This is a genomic window from Bacillus sp. X1(2014) (assembly GCF_007678255.1).
Genome location: NZ_VEED01000024.1, coordinates 1 through 18,849, shown reverse-complemented (window position 1 = coordinate 18,849; position 18,849 = coordinate 1). Strand labels below are relative to the sequence as shown.

Annotated in this window: 22 protein-coding genes; 12 read left to right on the top strand and 10 right to left on the bottom strand. The window is 39.9% G+C overall.

Going from position 1 to position 18,849, the window contains the following annotated elements:
• Positions 1 to 62 precede the first annotated feature (62 nt).
• The 6 genes from FS608_RS26470 (at position 63) to rpsI (ending at position 4,400) form a co-directional block, all read left to right on the top strand.
• The gene (locus FS608_RS26470) at positions 63 to 902 is read left to right on the top strand and encodes an energy-coupling factor ABC transporter ATP-binding protein (protein WP_144555557.1); all 840 of its coding nucleotides are present in this window, start codon (positions 63 to 65) and stop codon (positions 900 to 902) included.
• A complete protein-coding gene (locus FS608_RS26465; RefSeq protein ID WP_144555556.1) occupies positions 878 to 1,747 on the top strand; it encodes an energy-coupling factor ABC transporter ATP-binding protein in 870 nt (289 codons plus the stop codon). Before FS608_RS26470 ends, FS608_RS26465 begins: the two co-directional genes overlap by 25 nt.
• A complete protein-coding gene (locus tag FS608_RS26460) occupies positions 1,744 to 2,541 on the top strand; it encodes an energy-coupling factor transporter transmembrane component T family protein (RefSeq protein WP_144555555.1) in 798 nt (265 codons plus the stop codon). Before FS608_RS26465 ends, FS608_RS26460 begins: the two co-directional genes overlap by 4 nt.
• Positions 2,542 to 2,553: 12 nt before the next feature.
• Complete coding sequence (gene truA / locus FS608_RS26455; RefSeq protein ID WP_144555554.1) at positions 2,554 to 3,294, top strand: tRNA pseudouridine(38-40) synthase TruA; 741 nt, start codon at positions 2,554 to 2,556, stop codon at positions 3,292 to 3,294.
• Positions 3,295 to 3,549: 255 nt separating this feature from the next.
• Positions 3,550 to 3,987 carry a 50S ribosomal protein L13 gene (gene rplM / locus FS608_RS26450; RefSeq protein ID WP_026565722.1) on the top strand — a complete coding sequence of 146 codons (438 nt, stop codon included), beginning with the start codon at positions 3,550 to 3,552 and terminating at the stop codon, positions 3,985 to 3,987.
• A 20-nt stretch (positions 3,988 to 4,007) separates the two neighbouring features.
• The gene (gene rpsI / locus FS608_RS26445; RefSeq protein WP_026565721.1) at positions 4,008 to 4,400 is read left to right on the top strand and encodes a 30S ribosomal protein S9; all 393 of its coding nucleotides are present in this window, start codon (positions 4,008 to 4,010) and stop codon (positions 4,398 to 4,400) included.
• A gap of 187 nt (positions 4,401 to 4,587) precedes the next feature.
• Here rpsI and FS608_RS26440 read toward each other — a convergent pair whose 3' ends face one another.
• The 8 genes from FS608_RS26440 to FS608_RS26405 all read right to left on the bottom strand — a co-directional run bounded on the left by FS608_RS26440 (position 4,588) and on the right by FS608_RS26405 (position 13,086).
• A complete protein-coding gene (locus tag FS608_RS26440) occupies positions 4,588 to 5,679 on the bottom strand; it encodes a CotH kinase family protein (protein WP_144555553.1) in 1,092 nt (363 codons plus the stop codon).
• Positions 5,680 to 6,514: 835 nt separating this feature from the next.
• Positions 6,515 to 7,573 carry a CotH kinase family protein gene (locus tag FS608_RS26435; protein WP_144555592.1) on the bottom strand — a complete coding sequence of 353 codons (1,059 nt, stop codon included), beginning with the start codon at positions 7,571 to 7,573 and terminating at the stop codon, positions 6,515 to 6,517.
• Between the two features lie 169 nt (positions 7,574 to 7,742).
• Entirely contained in the window at positions 7,743 to 8,384 is a 642-nt protein-coding gene (locus FS608_RS26430) for a response regulator (RefSeq protein WP_144555552.1), read from the bottom strand.
• Between the two features lie 14 nt (positions 8,385 to 8,398).
• Positions 8,399 to 9,511, bottom strand: a complete 1,113-nt coding sequence (locus FS608_RS26425) for a GAF domain-containing sensor histidine kinase (RefSeq protein WP_144555551.1) — start codon at positions 9,509 to 9,511, stop codon at positions 8,399 to 8,401.
• Between the two features lie 69 nt (positions 9,512 to 9,580).
• Entirely contained in the window at positions 9,581 to 9,928 is a 348-nt protein-coding gene (locus FS608_RS26420; RefSeq protein WP_144555550.1) for a VOC family protein, read from the bottom strand.
• An 18-nt stretch (positions 9,929 to 9,946) separates the two neighbouring features.
• A complete protein-coding gene (locus FS608_RS26415) occupies positions 9,947 to 10,975 on the bottom strand; it encodes an S-adenosylmethionine:tRNA ribosyltransferase-isomerase (protein ID WP_144555549.1) in 1,029 nt (342 codons plus the stop codon).
• Positions 10,975 to 11,691, bottom strand: coding sequence for an SDR family NAD(P)-dependent oxidoreductase (locus FS608_RS26410; RefSeq protein ID WP_144555548.1), 717 nt, complete (start codon positions 11,689 to 11,691; stop codon positions 10,975 to 10,977). The genes FS608_RS26415 and FS608_RS26410 overlap by 1 nt, the downstream gene beginning before the upstream one ends.
• A gap of 483 nt (positions 11,692 to 12,174) precedes the next feature.
• Positions 12,175 to 13,086 carry a nuclease-related domain-containing protein gene (locus FS608_RS26405; RefSeq protein ID WP_144555547.1) on the bottom strand — a complete coding sequence of 304 codons (912 nt, stop codon included), beginning with the start codon at positions 13,084 to 13,086 and terminating at the stop codon, positions 12,175 to 12,177.
• Between the two features lie 178 nt (positions 13,087 to 13,264).
• On the opposite strand from FS608_RS26405, the gene FS608_RS26400 reads away from it, so the two are divergent.
• The 4 genes from FS608_RS26400 to FS608_RS30970 all read left to right on the top strand — a co-directional run bounded on the left by FS608_RS26400 (position 13,265) and on the right by FS608_RS30970 (position 15,907).
• Positions 13,265 to 13,708, top strand: coding sequence for a YbaK family protein (locus tag FS608_RS26400; protein ID WP_144555546.1), 444 nt, complete (start codon positions 13,265 to 13,267; stop codon positions 13,706 to 13,708).
• Between the two features lie 84 nt (positions 13,709 to 13,792).
• On the top strand, positions 13,793 to 14,518 hold the full coding sequence (gene cwlD / locus FS608_RS26395) for an N-acetylmuramoyl-L-alanine amidase CwlD (protein WP_313958746.1): 726 nt from the start codon (positions 13,793 to 13,795) through the stop codon (positions 14,516 to 14,518).
• A 138-nt stretch (positions 14,519 to 14,656) separates the two neighbouring features.
• Positions 14,657 to 15,712, top strand: a complete 1,056-nt coding sequence (locus tag FS608_RS26390) for an Mrp/NBP35 family ATP-binding protein (RefSeq protein ID WP_144555544.1) — start codon at positions 14,657 to 14,659, stop codon at positions 15,710 to 15,712.
• 36 nt (positions 15,713 to 15,748) lie between these two features.
• On the top strand, positions 15,749 to 15,907 hold the full coding sequence (locus FS608_RS30970) for a hypothetical protein (protein WP_222127411.1): 159 nt from the start codon (positions 15,749 to 15,751) through the stop codon (positions 15,905 to 15,907).
• 78 nt (positions 15,908 to 15,985) lie between these two features.
• On the opposite strand, the gene gerD is transcribed toward FS608_RS30970, so the two are convergent.
• Entirely contained in the window at positions 15,986 to 16,600 is a 615-nt protein-coding gene (gene gerD / locus FS608_RS26385) for a spore germination lipoprotein GerD (protein ID WP_186328908.1), read from the bottom strand.
• A gap of 150 nt (positions 16,601 to 16,750) precedes the next feature.
• Between gerD and FS608_RS26380 the strand changes: the two genes are divergently transcribed.
• Positions 16,751 to 17,431 (top strand): KinB-signaling pathway activation protein, encoded by a 681-nt coding sequence (locus FS608_RS26380; protein WP_144555543.1) that lies wholly within the window; start codon positions 16,751 to 16,753, stop codon positions 17,429 to 17,431.
• A 22-nt stretch (positions 17,432 to 17,453) separates the two neighbouring features.
• Here FS608_RS26380 and pdaB read toward each other — a convergent pair whose 3' ends face one another.
• A complete protein-coding gene (gene pdaB / locus FS608_RS26375) occupies positions 17,454 to 18,206 on the bottom strand; it encodes a polysaccharide deacetylase family sporulation protein PdaB (RefSeq protein WP_144555542.1) in 753 nt (250 codons plus the stop codon).
• 137 nt (positions 18,207 to 18,343) lie between these two features.
• On the opposite strand from pdaB, the gene FS608_RS26370 reads away from it, so the two are divergent.
• The gene (locus FS608_RS26370; RefSeq protein WP_144555541.1) at positions 18,344 to 18,574 is read left to right on the top strand and encodes a hypothetical protein; all 231 of its coding nucleotides are present in this window, start codon (positions 18,344 to 18,346) and stop codon (positions 18,572 to 18,574) included.
• The last annotated feature ends 275 nt before the right edge of the window (positions 18,575 to 18,849 follow it).

The window sequence follows — 18,849 nt, the reverse complement described above, 5'->3', positions numbered from 1 at the left end:
TTTTTTTATATGTACAAGAAATATGAGCAGAGAATAGTCTAGCTGAGAGGAGGCATATCCTGATGAAAAATCCAATTGTGACTCTTGATGGAATATCTTTTCAATACGATACACAAGAACGCTATGCTCTAAATAATGTCTCCTTTGACATATATGAGGGAGAATGGCTGGCAATCGTCGGTCATAATGGTTCCGGGAAGTCGACAATGGCAAAACTACTAAATGGTTTACAATTCCCTCAAGCGGGTGAAATACATGTTTGTGGTATTAAGCTTGACGAACAAACAATCTGGGATATCCGTAAAAAAATTGGGATGGTCTTTCAAAATCCTGATAATCAATTTGTTGGTACGACTGTACAGGATGATGTGGCTTTTGGTTTAGAAAATAATGGTATACCTAGAGACGAAATGGTTAAAAGAGTCGAGGATTCGTTAAAGAGGGTCAAAATGGATAAGTTTCTACATCAAGAGCCCCACCATCTTTCTGGAGGCCAAAAACAGCGTGTGGCGATAGCTGGTGTTCTTGCACTAAGGCCCTCGATTATCATATTGGATGAGGCAACATCGATGCTTGATCCAAAGGGTCGAGAAGAGGTATTGGAGACGGTTCGATTATTAAAAGAAGAGAAGTCTTTAACCGTTATCTCAATTACACATGACTTAGATGAGGCAGCCAAGGCGGATCGGATTATTGTGATGAATAAAGGGGAAGTTTTTCGTGAAGGGATACCTGAAGAAATTTTCTCCATGGATGAACAATTAGTTCAATTAGGTTTGGATATTCCTTTTTCAGTAAAAATGACGAAATCGTTAAGGGACAATGGTATTGGACTATCGAGACACTATTTATCGGAAGAAGAGTTGGTGACAGAGTTATGGACATCTCGCTCAAGCACGTAGATTATCGGTATCAAGCAAATACTCCTTTTGAACGATTGGCTATTGCTGACGTATCGATTGATATTCCGACAGGGGTGTATATGGCTATAATTGGTCATACTGGCTCAGGAAAGTCCACCGTCCTCCAGCATTTAAATGCACTTTTGCAGCCAACAAAAGGATCAGTCACGATTGGTGATTACGAAATAAAGGCTGGGCAAAAAAATAAGAATTTGAAGAAGATCCGTCAAAAAGTTGGGATTGTTTTTCAATTCCCTGAACATCAATTGTTCGAAGAAACGGTTGAAAAGGACATTATGTTTGGGCCCATGAATTTTGGCGTTTCTGAGAGTGATGCAAAGGAACGGGCACGGATTGCCTTACATCAAGTGGGCTTAGGTGAAGAAGTCCTTCAAAAATCCCCATTTGATCTCTCTGGGGGCCAAATGCGGCGCGTGGCCATTGCAGGTGTACTCGCTATGGAACCCGATGTTATTGTCCTGGACGAGCCTACTGCAGGGTTAGACCCTAGAGGCCGTAAAGAGGTCATGGATATGTTTTACGATCTTCATAAAGAAAAAAAGCTTTCTACCATACTTGTCACACATAGTATGGAGGATGCTGCAAGATATGCAGACCAAATTGTCATTATGCAGCAAGGCAAGGTTGTTCAAAGAGGGACACCGGAAGAGATTTTCTCAGCACCGGTTGAACTGGTTAAAATGGGACTTGATGTACCCGAAGTGGTTCGGTTTCAACTGAAACTTGAGGACAAATTAGGTATTAAATTAGAGAAAATGTTCCTAACCATTGATGAACTGTCTGCTGCTGTCACTAAGGTGTTAAGTAGAGGTGTTCGCTTATGATGGATAAAATGATTTTTGGGCGCTATGTCCCGGCCGATTCGGTTCTTCATAAGATGGATCCTCGTTCTAAAATAATGATTATCTTTCTTTTTGTCTGTATTATTTTTCTAGCAAATAATGTGGTAACCTATGCACTTATTGGTATTTATACTTTTTTTATGCTCGGATTGTCGCGAGTCCCTGTACGCTTTCTGTATGGTGGGTTGAAGCCAGTTATTTGGCTCGTCCTTTTTACATTTATTCTACAGTTGTTTTTTACAAAAGAAGGTGCCCTTTTATATGAACTAGGGCCAGTCAAGATTTATGAGGAAGGGTTAAGACAAGGGATTTTTATTTCCTTACGATTCTTCTTTTTAATTCTTATGACGTCTTTGTTAACACTGACAACCACTCCGATTGAAATTACGGATGGTCTGGAAACACTTCTACATCCTTTAAATAAAGTTCGTTTCCCTGTTCATGAGATGGCGTTAATGATGTCAATTTCACTGCGATTCATTCCCACGCTTATGCAGGAAACGGATAAAATTATGAAGGCGCAAATCGCCAGAGGCGTAGAGTTTGCGAGCGGACCTTTTATGGAGCGGATCAAAGCCGTCGTTCCACTGCTAATCCCTTTGTTTGTCAGTTCATTTAAACGGGCAGAGGAATTAGCAATTGCGATGGAAGCTAGAGGCTATCGAGGTGGGGAAGGACGAACAAAGTATCGGGAGTTATCCTGGAAAAAAGCTGATTCCCTTCAGATGGTCCTTTTAGTTCTTGTAACTATTTTGTTATTCTTATTACGTTCATAATGGAGCGAAGCTATGCCAAGGTATAAATGTATCATTTCCTATGATGGTTCAGGATTTTCCGGTTATCAGGTTCAGCCTAATATGCGGACTGTGCAGTCTGTTTTTGAATCTGTGTTAACAAAAATGCATAAGGGTGAACCAATGAAGGTCTTTGCTTCTGGACGAACAGATGCGGGTGTACATGCAAAAGGACAGGTCGTTCATTTTGATTCACCGCTCCATATTCCGGAGGAAAAATGGGGAAGAGCGTTAAATTCACTCCTTCCAGATGATATTTCTGTTCTTTCCACTGTTGAGGTGGATAAGTCGTTTCATGCCCGTTTTGACGCAAAAGGGAAGGAATACCGCTACAAGCTTCATTTATCTTCAAATAGGGATCCCTTTTTGCGGAAATTTGCTTATCAATATCCATATGTATTAGATTTGAATTCGATGGAACAGGCAAGTAACTTTTTCCTAGGTACCCATAACTTTACTAGTTTTTGTGCCGCAAGAACTGAAGTGGAAGATAAAGTCCGAACGATTAAATCGATTGATTTTTCACAAGAGAATGAGTTATTGACGATCCGTTTTGTTGGAAATGGCTTTTTGTATAATATGGTTCGCATTTTAGTGGGAACTTTATTAGAAGTTGGATCTGGTGATCGCAGCCCCGAGGATATCCCAATTATACTGGAGCAGAAAGACCGGACGTCCGCTGGAAAAACTGCTCCTGGCCACGGATTATACCTTTGGGAAGTATTTTATGAATAAAATTTAGTAATACAACCGAACCTGGTGTAACATTTTCTTGACATATAGAGCTGAAGAATTTATTATATTATATGTGCGTGTTTTTAATCCCACGATAAAGCCCCGGAAAGTCTTCATCGTGATTGAAAATATATGAATACAAACTTAACCGCACAAGGGTAGTAGATGTTCATTCCCGGAACAGAATCGAACTCTAATTGCTTTGAAAGTGCGAAAACAATAATCTTTTATGGATTTAAATTAGGAGGGAAACTCATGCGTACAACGTTTATGGCAAATGCCAACACTATCGAGCGTAAATGGTACGTAATTGATGCTGAGGGCAAAACTCTTGGACGTCTTGCTTCTGAAGTAGCATCAATTTTACGTGGTAAAAACAAACCAACTTTTACACCACATGTTGACACTGGTGATAATGTAATCATTCTTAACGCTTCTAAAGTAGAACTTACTGGTAAGAAATTAACTGACAAGATTTACTACCGTCACACAAATCACCCAGGTGGTTTAAAACAAAGAACTGCTCTAGAAATGCGTACTAACTATGCTGAGAAAATGATCGAGCTTGCTGTTAAAGGTATGCTTCCAAAGAATTCTCTTGGCCGTCAAATGATTAAAAAATTACACGTTTATGCTGGCAGCGAACATCCGCACCAAGCACAACAACCTGAAGTTTACGAACTTCGCGGTTAATAAAGAGGGAGGGAATTAACTTGGCACAAGTTCAATATATCGGTACAGGTCGCCGTAAGAGTTCTGTCGCACGTGTGCGTTTAGTACCAGGCACAGGTAAAATTATTGTTAATGGTCGTGAAATCGAAGATTATATCCCATTTGAAGCGTTACGTGTTGTTGTAAGACAACCATTAGTAGCTACTGAAACTGTTGGAAGCTACGATGTTCTTGTAAACGTAAGCGGTGGTGGATACACTGGTCAAGCTGGAGCAATCCGTCATGGTGTTGCTCGTGCATTATTACAAGCTGACCCTGAATTCCGTCCAACATTAAAGCGCGCTGGATTATTAACTCGTGATCCACGTATGAAAGAACGTAAAAAATACGGTCTTAAAGGTGCTCGTCGTGCGCCTCAGTTCTCAAAACGTTAATTTTGGAACTTTCAAAGGCTCCCAACCAATTTGGTTGGGGGTCTTTTTTATTACTAAATATTGCTTTTGACCACATTTTGGACACCAATCATAGCTATAAGTATTTCTGACGCGAAACTTACTTAACAGGTGACCTATCATGGAGGTATCAAGCATTTTAAAGGTCCCAACCAATATGACTGGGCCTTTATTCTAAGAGCTTTAAATTAGCTTGTAAGTATTGTCTTCTTTCCTTTATAAACGTAATCATAACTTCCTTTTCTCCATCAAACGTTTCCAATTGACTAGGATCGCTAAATAGAAGATGAGGGCGAATGGACTCCATGAGAGATGAAATGATTGGTTCGAGGTAAGCGGGGGTGAAAAGCGTACTAAGCAGCTCATCCATCAGTTCCCGGTACTGCTTTCTGAATGCAGGAATTTCTAACAGCTTTTTAGTTAAATGATTTTTCCCTTTAATACAGAGTGAATCAGGTTCAATGGCCTCCCCATTCCATTCTCGGCCAAATGTCCCATCATAGTCCCAAGGAATAATTTCAAATAAGCCCGTTTTGGAACTGCGATAAAGTGTATAGTTTTTTAGAAAACCGTCATGGTTTTGGGTGCAGACCGCCACAGCCAGCCAGCGAAGGTACTTTTCCACAGCAAGGTATTTTGGAATCTCATGCTCAAATTCTTCAAGTGAAGTCGTGTTAATTTTTTGGATGAGTTCAATTAAAAATTTGTCATCCTCAGCCATTCCGATTTTACGCTGGTACCCCATCAGCAAAGATTCTTTTGGAGCCTTCGTTTTATGACTATCTAGTGAAAAGTTGGCATCAGTTTTTACGGCATAGTAAATTGGTCCGTAAGGGAGACCCCTCTTTTCTAAAAATAAGTCATCTACAGACTCCAGTTGTAAATAGACTCCCTCATAGTTGCCATTTAAAAACAATTGAACATGCTGGGAGTCCGGAGACAGAACACCAAAGGATTGAAACAAATCAAGTGATAGTTTATTGCGAATGGAGGATGGATCTTTATATTCAGCATTGAGATGAAACTCTCGGGCTCCATTAAAGGTTTGAAGTCTTTTTAACTTAATAAAGTAGGATCTTTTACGCAGTTTTCTTGTGTAGTTACCCCGGAATTTTGTGGATATATCAAAATTCATATCCTCAATGAATAATTTAGCAGGAACTGGATCATCGAAGGGTCTTAACTTGTAATTCAGCTCTCTAAGATCCCAGCGACGAATGAACAAGGAATATACTGGTAGATTTGTTTTATCGTTTTTCAAATCGATACATCCTTTCTTAGGATTCTTGGATACAGGTTTTCCTATCGAAAGTCTCTTCGTCCAATCGCGGATGTCTTTTGATAATCATTCCGTGTCAAAAATTTAAAAATGCTAAGGAAAACCAAGGGTTCATACCCTTGGCTCTCCCTGCTGTTAAACTAGTCGCAGAATACGAATAGAGCTACTCCTCCTGGAACACCAGCTCTTGTAAAGATAGTTACAAAACGCAAACCTGCATTACATAAGCATGTGAATACAGCTTCGAATGTTGGTTGAGTTGCTGGGGTATTACCTATAGTAATACTGCAATCTGCAAGAATAGCAAGTAGGTTAGCTGAAACAGCGCTAACATTCCCCTGAGCAGTAAGGTTTACAGTTGCTGTAGTACAACACTCATCAGGGCACGGACAACTTGTGTGGTGGCTGTTGCTGTTGCTGTTGCTGTTGCTGTGGCTGTTGCTGTGGCTGTTGCTGTGGCTGTCGCTGTCGCTTCCGCTATGGCTGTGGGGATTTGGTAGTTTCGGCATTCATAATCACCTCCTTCGTTTCTTTATACTGTATTCTATAAAAAACGTCCCTTTTTAGATACGGCGCTTGTACTAATATAAACAACTATTTTTCAGGCATGGCCAACTATGTCAGTTAATTATTTGAGTAAATTAGTTAAATCTGATGTATAAATGAAAGGGTATAAAAAATACGGTCTTAAAGGTGCTCGTCGTGCGCCTCAGTTCTCAAAACGTTAATTTTGGAACTTTAAAAGACCCTCAACCAATTTTGGTTGAAGGTCTTTTTTTGCCTGGGGATATAGTTTTTTCCGATATAACCAACCTAGCTATGAGTCTAAATACTTGAGTCTCTTTTTCAAATAGGCAGATCTGTCACGAATGAATTGAAAAATCACTTCCGGTTCCCCATCAAATAATTCGATATCCTTCTTTTTATATGGATCTTGCAGGATATGCGGCTTTAAAGCTTGATGCAGGGAAGTAACTTTATTTGTTATATATGGAACTGTGAACTTAGTTTCCAAGATTTCTTCTAAAATACTTCTGTAAAGTGTGCGAAATTCAGGTACTTGCAGCAACAGAATAGAAAGTTGGTTGGTTTTTTTGCCACCAATAGGAACATAATCAACCTCCATAATACCGCCGCTAATTTTCCGGCCCCAGGTGCCATCATAATCCCAAGGAATGAACTCAAATAACTCTGTTTCGCTGTTACGGTATAGGGCATAGTTATGGGTGAATCCATCATTATTCATGGTGCAAACCGCGCATGCCAGCCACCGTGCGTATTTTTTTATATCAATTAGGTTGAAAATGGTCCGGGGGAAGTCGGAGAGTGGTATGCTATTGACTTGTTTTACTAGTTCAATGAGGTATTTATAATCGGATTCATTCCCATAGGCTTTTTGGTAGCCTGAAGTAAGAGAAGTCTTACGTTTGCCATTTTTTTTATATAGTGAAAAGTTGGCGCCACTACCTACGGCATAAAAAATCGGGCCTAAAGGGAGCCCTCTTCTTCTTAAGAACATTTCATCCACGGATTCTAATTGTAGATACACCCCTTTTAAAGAGCCATTCCTTATTAAATTGACATGTTGACTTTCAGGAGATAAGACACCTATATCCTCAAAAAAGTCGAGAGAAAGTTTGTTGCGAAAGAGTGAGGGATCTCTGTACTCGGCATTAAGGTGAATGACATGGGCATCAGTAAAAGTCTTTGGTTCCAAGAACTTGATCATATAAGATCTTTTACGGAATTCCCGGGTATAGGAGCCGCGGTAGCAAATAGCAACATTATTGAGGGTATCTCCCACCCGTAAAATGGCAGGAACAGGGGTGTCGCTCCAAATATCTTTCCTAAGATCTTTTAGATCAGCTTTTTTCATTTCTAAAAAATAAGATGGAATTTGGTAAGGTATTTGTTCCACTAAAAACACATCCTTAATAAGCTTAATTCATCCTATTAAAGGCGTGTATAAAATGATAAAGATATTGCTCAATTCATTGCAATTAATTTTCAAACAAAACAGGTTTGAGTTCTTCCCAGCATCCGCATTAGTTGACTAGTTGGTTTTTAACTGCAAAAAGGGCGGCTTGTGTCCTGTCTGCCAGCTCAAGCTTTGCTAAAATATTCGATACATGAGTTTTAACCGTCTTCTCGGTAATAAATAATGCGGCAGCAATTTCTTTATTGCTTTTTCCTTTCGCGATTTCTTTTAACACATCTAACTCTCTTTTCGTTAATTCCTCGAGTAAGTTCTTTTCTTGTTTACTTTTATTAGACAAGTTGGCCAGTAAATGTGAGGTAGCCTTTGGGTGAAGCTGGTTTTCCCCGCTAATGATTTTTTTAATCGAAGTGACCAGTTCATCAGGCTGAATATCTTTTAGTTGGAACCCGGAAGCACCAGCTTCGAGCGCAGGAATGACATGATCTTGGTCGGAAAAACTGGTCAACATCATAATTTTAATTTCGGGCTGCTTTTCTTTTATGATCTTTGTTGCCTGGATTCCGTCCATTTCCGGCATGACGAGATCCATTAAAATAATATCTGGCTTTAACAACTGGGCTTGATTCACGGCTTCTTTGCCATTGGAGGCTTCCCCGATAATTTCAAGGTCTTTTTGTGTTCGAAGAAAAAAGACAAGACCTCTTCTGACGACGTGATGATCATCAGCGATTAGAATGCGTATACTCATGTGAATTCTCCTCTCTAAAAAGGAATACGGATTTCTATTTCTGTCCCGCTTCCTGGTTTGCTCTTTATTAAAAATTGTCCGTTATGTGATTCTGTCCGTGTTCTCATATTTTTAAGTCCGAGCGTGGGGATTTCTACATTTTCTTTAAAATGGAAGCCACAGCCTTGATCGTTGATGATCATCACAACGTGGTCCTTAGCGGCATGGAACATCAAGTCAACCTCAGTGATCTGGGAATGCTTCTTGCAATTGGCTAACGCCTCCTGACCGATACGCCACAATGCTTCCTCGACCTTTCCAGGAATGCTCGCTGCTCCTGTAACCTCGGTATGAATGGTTAGGCCAAGCATTTCAGCATAACTTCTTAAGGCGCTTACGATGCCATTCTCTAACCCAAGCGGCCGCAGCTGCCATATCAATGCTCGCATCTCTCCAAGAGCTTCCTGAGCTAAGTCCTTTATATATCCGAACGTATGTTTTACATCTTCTTGTTCAGTCATTTCCACTCCTGCCCTTGCTGTTAAGCTGAGGGAAAATAACAGTTGATTAACGGAATCATGAAGATCCCTTGCCAGCCGATTTCGCTCGGCAACAAGTGCGGTTTCCTGTTCCCGCTGAGTAAGTTTAATTCGCTTTAACGCTGTACCGATTTGATAGGCAACAGCTTCAAGTAAAGCTAGTTCATTCTTTTTGAAATGTGTCTTATAAGGCGAACCAACATTTAAAATCCCAAATCGTTCATTTCCAGCTCCGAGAGGGACGGTGGCGTGATGGGTCAGCCCGCAAGTTTCACCAGCATGTTCTTCGATTGCTTCTTCAATTCGCTTGCATTCCATAATGTTCGTTGCTTTAGTTAATTTTTTATTGTTGTATTTATTGACGCACCAACATCCACCCTGGCACATTCTTTCTTTTTGGTTAGCTGCCAAAGCAGGGGGCAGAGATTCGTCAGCTGCAAGGTGATGCATACCATGCTCATCCATTAAAAAAATCCATCCAGTTTGTAAACCAGTTACTTGAAGGAGTTTTTTCAGTACTCCAGATAAAACGTCCTTTGTATCCGTTCCTTCGTTTAATAACTCAGCAATTTCTTTTAAAATGCCAATATCTTTATTCTCCTCAGACATTCTATTTTCCTCCACTGTCTGCATTTACTGTAATTATAGCTTATCGGATGGAAGTATGATGTCAGAAATTCATAGAATAGGCTTTACTTGCAGAAACTCAATAACGGTGTTATTTGGCCCTTCATAGAAAATGGTCTCCCAGCCGTTTTCTAACTTGTAAGGCCCTTCGATTTTTTGATGGGAGTTAAATATCTCTAGGGCTTCATTGAGATCATTTACCTCAAAGCATAAATGTACATTTTTTTCTTCAAGTTGATTGGAGATTAGTTCCAGCCGGAAATCACCAGCAGTAAGGAACACAATTATTTCCCCCATGAAAAAGATTCGGCATTCTTCCTGAAGTCCTAAGTGCTTTTTGTAGAAAGTTAAAGACTCCTCGAGATTATCGACTTCAAGACCATAATGGTGGAAACGCATGTTTGGTCCCTCCTCGGATTATAAGATTAAATTCATATCTCCAAACTCATGCCATAAATAGCCCGCTTCGATGGCATGATTGTATGCTTGAAGCAAATGCTGCTCTGATACAAAGGCGGACAGCATATCAAGGTGGCTCGCTTGAGGTTCATGAAGACCTGTAATGATTCCGTCGGCTATTTTTAAAGGATATTGCTGGTCAATATAGAGATTGGTTGTGCCCGAAAAGACTCCATTTTTAGCAGCACTTTCAAGAGCCCGAACCACGGTGGTGCCAACCGCAATGACACGTTTGCCAGCGGCTTTTGTCTGGATAATTCGGTCCATAGTTTGTCTAGAGATATGGTACTCCTCGATATTTTCCTCAGGTGATTGATGATAGGTATCATCAAGTAAGTAGCTCAATCCTGTATGCAATTGAATAAAATCAAGTTGGATGTTCTGTCGCTTCAATTTGAAAATTAACTCCCAGCTAAAGGCTCTGCCTGCAGAGGGCATTTCTACGGAACCGGGATGACTGGCAAAAACGGTTTGATAGTAATCGAGGTCCCATGGCTCCTCGATATATTCATAACGGATTGGCTCACCAAGGGAATATATCATATTAAATAATTCCGTTCCTTTTTTCGTAAATTCAATGATTTTTAAGGGGGAATTCCCTTTTTCGGCAATTACCATTGCGGACAAGTCTGGTGAAAATTCGAGCATATCACCGGGTTTGACTGGAGCAGCAACAATTAATGCCTCCCATAGATCTTGGCGGCATCGTCTAGCCAGCCGCACTTCTACATTGGGCATGACGGAATCCTTGTTTCGTATCCAACTGGCGTGTAAAACCGCAGGGATGGTTCGACTATTGTTGGCAATAAGCAGGTCCCCGGATTGGAGATAATCTGCTAAGTGGAAAAACTGATCATGCCTGATTTCTCCTGTAGTCCGGTCGAGAACCAGCATCCTGACAAGGTCCCTTCGTACACCGCGTTTTTCAGGGGGAAGGGAAGCATTTAATTCATCCGGCAGATAAAAATCTAAAGCTCTTGTTGCCATCACAATTCCTCCTCTGCTTGGGCCTCAAAGCGCTGGCCGTTAATTGCTGCTGCCTTGTCTGATGCTAGATAAAGAAAAATTTCGATGACATCTTCCGGCTTAGCTACTGGATAATCGCAGTCGGGGACGGCCGATTGATGCATATCAGTGTCCATTTCACCGGGATCGACCATGTTTACCCTTATATTTGTCTCCTTTAATTCATCCGCCCACGTTTGAGTGAGACCTTCAACCGCGAATTTAGAAATTCCGTATGCGCCCCATCCTGCATAACCCGTATGCCCAGCTTCGGAAGTTACATTAATAATTGATCCTTCGTTCCGCTCAAGCATCCCTGGAATGACTCTTCTTGTCACAAGGAATGGGGAAACAGTATTTACTCGCAGCACTTCCGCAAAATCTTCTTCTGGGTAATCGAGAAGTAAAGGCATTGGGCTAGGGCCTAGGATAGATGCATTATTAATGAGGACATCAATGTGGCCAAATGCCTCCTCGGTCATCGCGATGAATCGTTCCACATCCCGTGATTTAGAAATATCCGCAGTAACCGCGAGAACCTCAGCACCTAACTTTTGAGCTTCGTCTTTCACTATTAAGAGTTTTTCTAGTGTCCTTGAGCAAATCGCCAGTTTTGCTCCTTCCTTTGCAAAAGCTAATGTCAACGCTCTGCCTAATCCCTTAGAAGCTCCTGTAATCATCACAACTTTATTATTCATATCTATCTCTCCCTTTGTTTCTTAATGTCTTAAGCATACAGGGTTCTTGAAAATCAGCCTTCGGAAAAAAGCTTGAAGTTTTCCTACAACTTTAGGATGAGAAATTGAAGAAATAACCAGTGATTAGAGATGTCATTGACGACTAAGCAAGAGAAAAAAGATTCGTCTTGGTAGACAATAGAGGCGATTGACGACTGAGCAGGGGAAAAAAGGTCCCTAGGGGTAGACAATAGAGGCGATTGACGACTGAGCAGGGGAAAAAAAGGTCCCTAGGGGTAGACAATAGAGGCGATTGACGACTGAGCAGGGGAAAAAAAGGTCCCTAGGGGTAGACAATAGAGGCGATTGACGACTGAGCAAGAGAAAAAAGATTCGCCAGGGTAGACAATAAGGGCTATTGACGACCATGTAGCGAAAAAAAGAGTACATAGGGTAGTCAATCGCGCCTACCTCTGTGTAGGAAAAAGAGTTGCCTTGGTAAATCTATTCATAATAAGTCCATTGACCAAACCCCATCAAAGTATAGTTTTGTTTAAGGATTCGACTAATTTGTTTTTTTGACCCAACCCCACACCATTCGAAAACCAGATTAGTTGTAATTTTGATGCCAGGAAAAAGCAACATTAATTCCTCCACACACCGTAAAACAGCAGAATCGACTGTTTCCATGTGGCCGCATGTACCACAGACAATCATCATCTTCCCCTCACCAGGAATGATCAGCGAGTGGCACTTTCCACAAATAAACCCCTTTTTCAATTGACCAAAGTTATAAGGGGGATAACGGGTAAAAGGATTGTCAGTTTGGTGCAATGAGATTAGTTGATCAGCAAGCGTTTTATGGCGGTTTGTTAGTTTTGATGGAATCTCATTTAATCTTTTCATCAGAATGTTTAGTTGAGTGGGGTGAATAATTGGCTCTTTTAATGGGGCTTGATATAAGGTGAAATTGGGGTTTACAAAGGTTACGTTGCCTTCAATAGGTAAGTGAAAGCCAAGATCTTTAAGTAAAGAATGAAGGATCAACTTACTTCGTTTTAATTGATGTAAAGGATTACTAATTTCATCCTTTGATGATTTGGGGTAGAAATTTCCTGATTCATATCGATAATCCCCCTCATAGTTTTTTATTTCATATGGATAAATCGTATGCTGTGAAATAATTAATGTATCAATTTGAAAAAACGTTTTATTCTGTTCAAGGCCTAAATCATTTAAAATGTATAAATCATTTTTTAACTCCGAAGTTAACTGGTCAAAGAACACTTCCCCCTGGTATCCCTTTTCAAGGTAAGCATGACGCTGCTTTTCCTTGAAAGACAGCTCCATTCGTACATTCAATGAACTCAGAACTCGTAATTCCTTTGACCTCACACGAGACTTATAATGCGGCATGTGCCACTTCCTCTCCACAATTTTTTGGGGACCACCTCTTATTTTACAAAGAACAACATAATAATGGTTTGAATTCTTTGTTAACAATTTAGAGATCCACCCGATAAAAATTGGCAACTTAAAACTTTGCATTTCTTCTGAACCCTAGATAAAGAATAGTTCTAAGAGGTGAAAAGTAGTGACAGTAATTACGACCTTTAAGGAAAAAAAACGTGAAAAACAAATAAAATATGAACGATCAGTTCTCCGGGAACTATCGATCAATACATTAAAAGAACGAGTCCAACAATACTTTGGTTCAACAAAAATTGTTTCCAGCCTCATCATGAATACAGGAATTGAAGAAGCCTGCTATGACATCGCTCTTGAATCCTTTTTATTGGGAGCAAAATATAGCAAGTTTGGCTATCATGGCGAAAACCTTGATGATGTTCGAAAACGCTGCTACCGAGAAGAAAAACACCTTATTGATACGTTATATAACTTTTTCCTTTATTGGGGAAGCGGGGAAGAAGGCGCCATGAGTGAATCACTTTATTACCTATGTGAGCAGTATATCCATATCTGGTGGAGAGAGGGCTTTGAAAAAGGGCAAAGACGTCACAAGCTCCGCCTGCACTAAGGTCTAGCATTTCTTCCTGTTCTAAATCCCCCCTTTGTCACATATCGTTTAGAGAATAGGGACGAGCGGGAAGGAATGATCGGGGTGTCAAAGCGCAGACTGAAAATAATTAGTTTTATTGTAGGCTTATTTGTCTTATTTTTCGTTTTACAATATGACTTTGTTGAAGATGACTCGTTGAGTGCGTGGAATCTTCCGTTGTCGGGAAAAATCATTTTGCTTGACCCGGGCCACGGCGGACCAGATGGCGGCGCAGGAACGGGTCAAACATTAGAAAAAGACATTGCCCTTGAAATCACCAAAAAAGTTCGGGATTACTTGCAAATGCAGGGAGCCCTTGTGATTATGACTAGAGAAACAGATACCGATTTAGCGGCTTCTGATACACGGGGTTACAGTCGAAGAAAAGTGGAAGATTTAAAAACTAGACTGAAAATGATTAACGAGGGTGATAATGACTTTTTTGTCAGTATTCATTTAAATGCGATTCCTTCTTCGAGATGGAGTGGGGCGCAAACCTTCTATGCGCCACAATATAAGGAAAATGCAGAAGCAGCCAAGTTTATCCAAGACGAGCTGCGGACAAATTTACAGAATACGACGCGTAGAGCGAAGCCCATTAATAACGTCTATATTTTAAAAAATGCGAAGAAACCTGGCGTTCTAGTTGAAGTTGGCTTTTTGTCCAACCCTGCAGAAAAGGAAAAGTTAAAAAAGGATTCCTACCAGGAGAAAATTGCCGTTTCCATCTATCAAGGAATCACTCGTTATTATACGAATGAAAAAGAACTCGTCGAGCCAGAGTATTGAAGGTGGGAGAACACCTTCTCTTTTTTTTGAAAAAAAGCAGATAGCATTAAAAATACGTGTGATTCATTTAACTGTTTCTTAACTTGGTTATGATATACTGAGAGATGGAAACGAATTCAAAATGTGAGGTGCTTTTTTATGTTAACAGAGGAAAGAATCTATGAGGTTCTTGGCAGCCTTAAAGAACCATTTTTACATAAAACATTAGCTGAATTAAATGCTATTGTGGAAATAAAAATCAAAGAAGAAAAAAACCATGTCAGCGTAAAAGTGGCAATCGCGAAAACTGGTACAGCGGAGCAGCTTCAATTACAAACACAAATTGTTAATTTGCTAAAAGAAGCTGGTGCAGCAACAGTTGGAATCCGCTTTAGCGAACTCCCTGAAGAAGTATTAGCCGCACATCGTCATGCGGAACCAGAAAGTAATGATACAAACTTACTTCATTCAAATAAAACCACCTTCATTGCGATTGCAAGTGGAAAAGGCGGTGTTGGTAAATCAACAGTGTCAGTGAACCTGGCTGTCGCTCTTGCACGCCTAGGCAAAAAGGTTGGCTTAATTGATGCCGATATTTATGGATTTAGTGTGCCTGATATGATGGGAATTACACAAAGACCTGTAGTTAGAGGAGAAAAGATTATCCCTGTAGAACGTTTTGGCGTTCAAGTCATTTCAATGGGCTTCTTTGTTGAAGACAATTCGCCAATTATTTGGCGTGGCCCAATGTTAGGGAAAATGTTAAACAGCTTCTTTAGTGAAGTAGAGTGGGGCGATATCGACTATCTATTATTAGATTTGCCACCAGGTACTGGGGATGTGGCTTTAGACGTTCACACTATGCTTCCGGCATGTAAAGAAATTATTGTTACTACTCCGCATCCGACAGCTGCCTTTGTTGCAGCACGTGCAGGAGCAATGGCACTGAAAACTGACCATGAAGTTCTTGGTGTCATTGAAAACATGGCATACTTTGAAAGTAAGCTGACCGGTGAAAAGGAATATGTATTTGGCCAAGGCGGAGGCGATAAATTAGCGGAGGAATTGAATACGGAAGTTCTTGGCCGTTTACCGCTTAACCAGCCTGATTGGAACGAAGAAGACTTCGCTCCATCGATCTATCAAGAAGACCATCAGACTGGAAAAATTTATTTAGAAATCGCTGAAAAAGTAACGGCCTTACTTAAAAAATAGGCTCTGTTAAACGAGATTGTTGTTTTTTATAGTCCGTTGATTGGAGTGGAAGGCGCTCGACTCCTGCGGGAGTACGGGGCAGGGGAGACCCCACAGGCGCTTAAGCGCCGAGGAGGCTCCCCGGCACGCCCGCGGAAAGCGAGCGCCTGGAGCGGAAATCAACAAACAAATTTAACAGAGCCAAAAAATAAATAAACTCAAAAAGAGAAGCTTTTCCTTCTGGAAAAGGCTTCTCTTTTTTTAGATAGTAGAGGTTAAGATAAATAATTTGCTTCAGCCCCCTGTGTCGGATTTACTGCCGCTGTCTTGGTCGGAGCTTTGGCTTTTACTTGCGGCTTTGCTATTTGCCTCTTCTGCTGCCTTTAAGAGTAATTCTTGTATTTTTGCTTTAAACAAGGGACTATCTACTGTTTCTGTGATGACTTTCTGTAGATGAGACCGGTACTCTTTACTTTTTAATGCATCTGCCATCTCTTTTTGAATTTCTGGCTCTTTAAAAACCTCAATCATCATTCCTCTGTATTCGGGGTCATTCATTAATTCCTTTAGTAACTTTTTGTTTTCAGCTTTTAAGTTTTTTGACACGCTTTGTGCGAATTTAGGATCACTAAACGTTTCTTTCCAATAATCTTTTGCCTTATCTGATGTGAGAGTTTGCTGGATCGTATCAGAGACTACTTTTTGATCCATTACCAGCTTTTCCTTCATGCCATCACTTGACATTACTTCTTGGAGTGCTTTCTTCCCATCATCCGTTTTAAGAATATCAACAACCATCTTTTTCGTTTGTTCGTAATCAACTTGTCCTCCGCCGCTGGATTCATTGGCAGAACAGCTTGTCAGAAACACCAAGATGGGCAGGAGGCGCAATATGCTCTTTGCTTTCATTAATAAGCCCCTTTCACATAAAAATCCTTAAGTTTAGCATGTTTTAACTTGTGAAAGATTATTCGTATGGAATTATAAATTATGGATTTTTCAAATTTGGCTTGGTACAATCATAATGTTGATTATTTTTGTATTTTGGAGGTTTATAGTGTGACAAGCCGTAATTGGGTAAAATTATTTTTAAACACATTATTAGTGGGCGGACTCACAACGGCTATTGTGGGCTTTATTGTTCGCTGGAATGAGTTTGAGCCCTATTTTACTGAATTTAAACTCATTGATATTTTGTCGACATTGATTTGGTTAATTGTCATGGGCTTTTTGTTTAGTGTCATTAGCCAAATGGGCTTTTTTGCATATTTAACAGTTCACCGCTTCGGTTTAGGAATTTTTAAATCTGCTTCATTGTGGAATGCTGTTCAAATTGTTCTTATTCTTTTTGGTTTATTTGATTTAGTTTATCTGCGATACGAAAATTTTGCTGACCCAGGTGATTCTATTCTCCCGTACTTTGGTCTAGCTATCATCCTGTTAGCAGCTGCATTGGCGGCAGCGTGGTATAAAGTAAAACAGACCAATCGCGATGCATTTATTCCTGCCATGTTCTTTATGATTGTGGTTACATTAGTTGAGTGGGTACCAGTCCTTCGTGTAAATGAACATAGCTGGCTTTACCTCATGATGTTTGCATTAATGGCATGTAATGCTTACCAACTTTTGATTTTGCATAAATTAAACATGCAATCACAGCAGGAAAGACAAAAAAGGGCAAGCCAAGCCCAAAGTAATAAACCCGTAAATAAGAGAAAGACAAAAAAGCCGTCCATTTAAAAAGTTGGACGGTTTTTTTGTGTTATCTAATTTCTTTTGAACTGGCCTCTCCGTTAGCGATCATTTCTGATACGGAAACAAGTTTAAACCCTTTTTGGCGGATATCCTTTAAAATCAACGGCAATGCTTTTGCCGTTTGTTTTGCTGAATCGGAAGCATGAAGAAGAACAATATCGCCTTTGTCTGCTTTACCTACATTTTTAACAATGACTGGGACCCCTGGATTATTCCAGTCTTTTGAATCCACGCTCCAATGGACTACTGTGTATCCGTATCTTTTGGCAATTTTTAAAGTCCGCTCATCAAAATGACCGGTTGGAGCGCGGAGTAATTTAATATCTTTCACATTTAGTTTTCTGAAGGCTTCTTGTGCTTTTGAGATATCTTGGCCAATTTTCACATCTTCTAAGTCCCTGTAGTCTTTGTATTCGTAACCAAGAATACCGATCTCGTAGCCATCCTTTATGATTCGGTTAACAAGGTCTGGGTGTCGCTCGGCCCACGACCCAGCTAAGAAGAAAGTAGCTGCTTTTACATTTTCCTTCTTTAAGGTGTCTAAAATAGGCTCTGCCTTTTCATCACCCCAACCAATATTAAAAGAAAGTGCAAGACCCTTTTCTCCTCTATAAATCGCTTTCGGACCATCCTTTGTTGAAAAGACAGGAATTTGTGTAAGGTTCTCTATGTAGAGAAACCATGCAGTAAAAAATGCTGCAATTAAAATAAGTGAAATGTTCTTCAAAGACTTCCCGTTAAATACAAAAAAGAATTTCATCGTCCCCACCTCGTCCAATACTGTCCTTGTCTCAACCTATGCGGGCTTTTTTTAAAATATGATTAGAAAATCTTATAATAAAATCTCAATAATTGGAAATGACTACAATAACTAGATAATTCGTTGGAGGTTATTCAATGTTTGGATTTCTAATAAATGATAAAGAAGTAAAAGAAATGGAATACCTTATTAAAAGAGAAATGGATGAAATCCTTTTTGATTTAAGAGATGATCGAATCGACCATATAGTAAAGAGAGCAATGGAAGAGAGATATAAAGTATTGTTTACCCTTTTTCGCAGGGTGGCATCTCCACATGATTGTCTTAAGTATATGAGAAGAGGAAAGAAGGATAGGAAAAAGGGGTAAGGAAAAACTTTAATTTTTTTTGTGAATATCCGTTGACAATAAATAAGTATCTTGGTATATTAATAAACGTCGCTGCTGACATAAAAAACTTTGAAAAAAGTTATTGACTTTATGTTTTGCGGGTGATATATTAATAAAGTCGCTTTTGAGCGATAGAGAAATTGTTCTTTGAAAACTAAACAAACAAAATCGTGCAAACAAACAATAAATTTTAGTTTCTTTTAAGAAACTAAGCCAACGTAACAAATGAGCTAATCAACTTTCTTGGAGAGTTT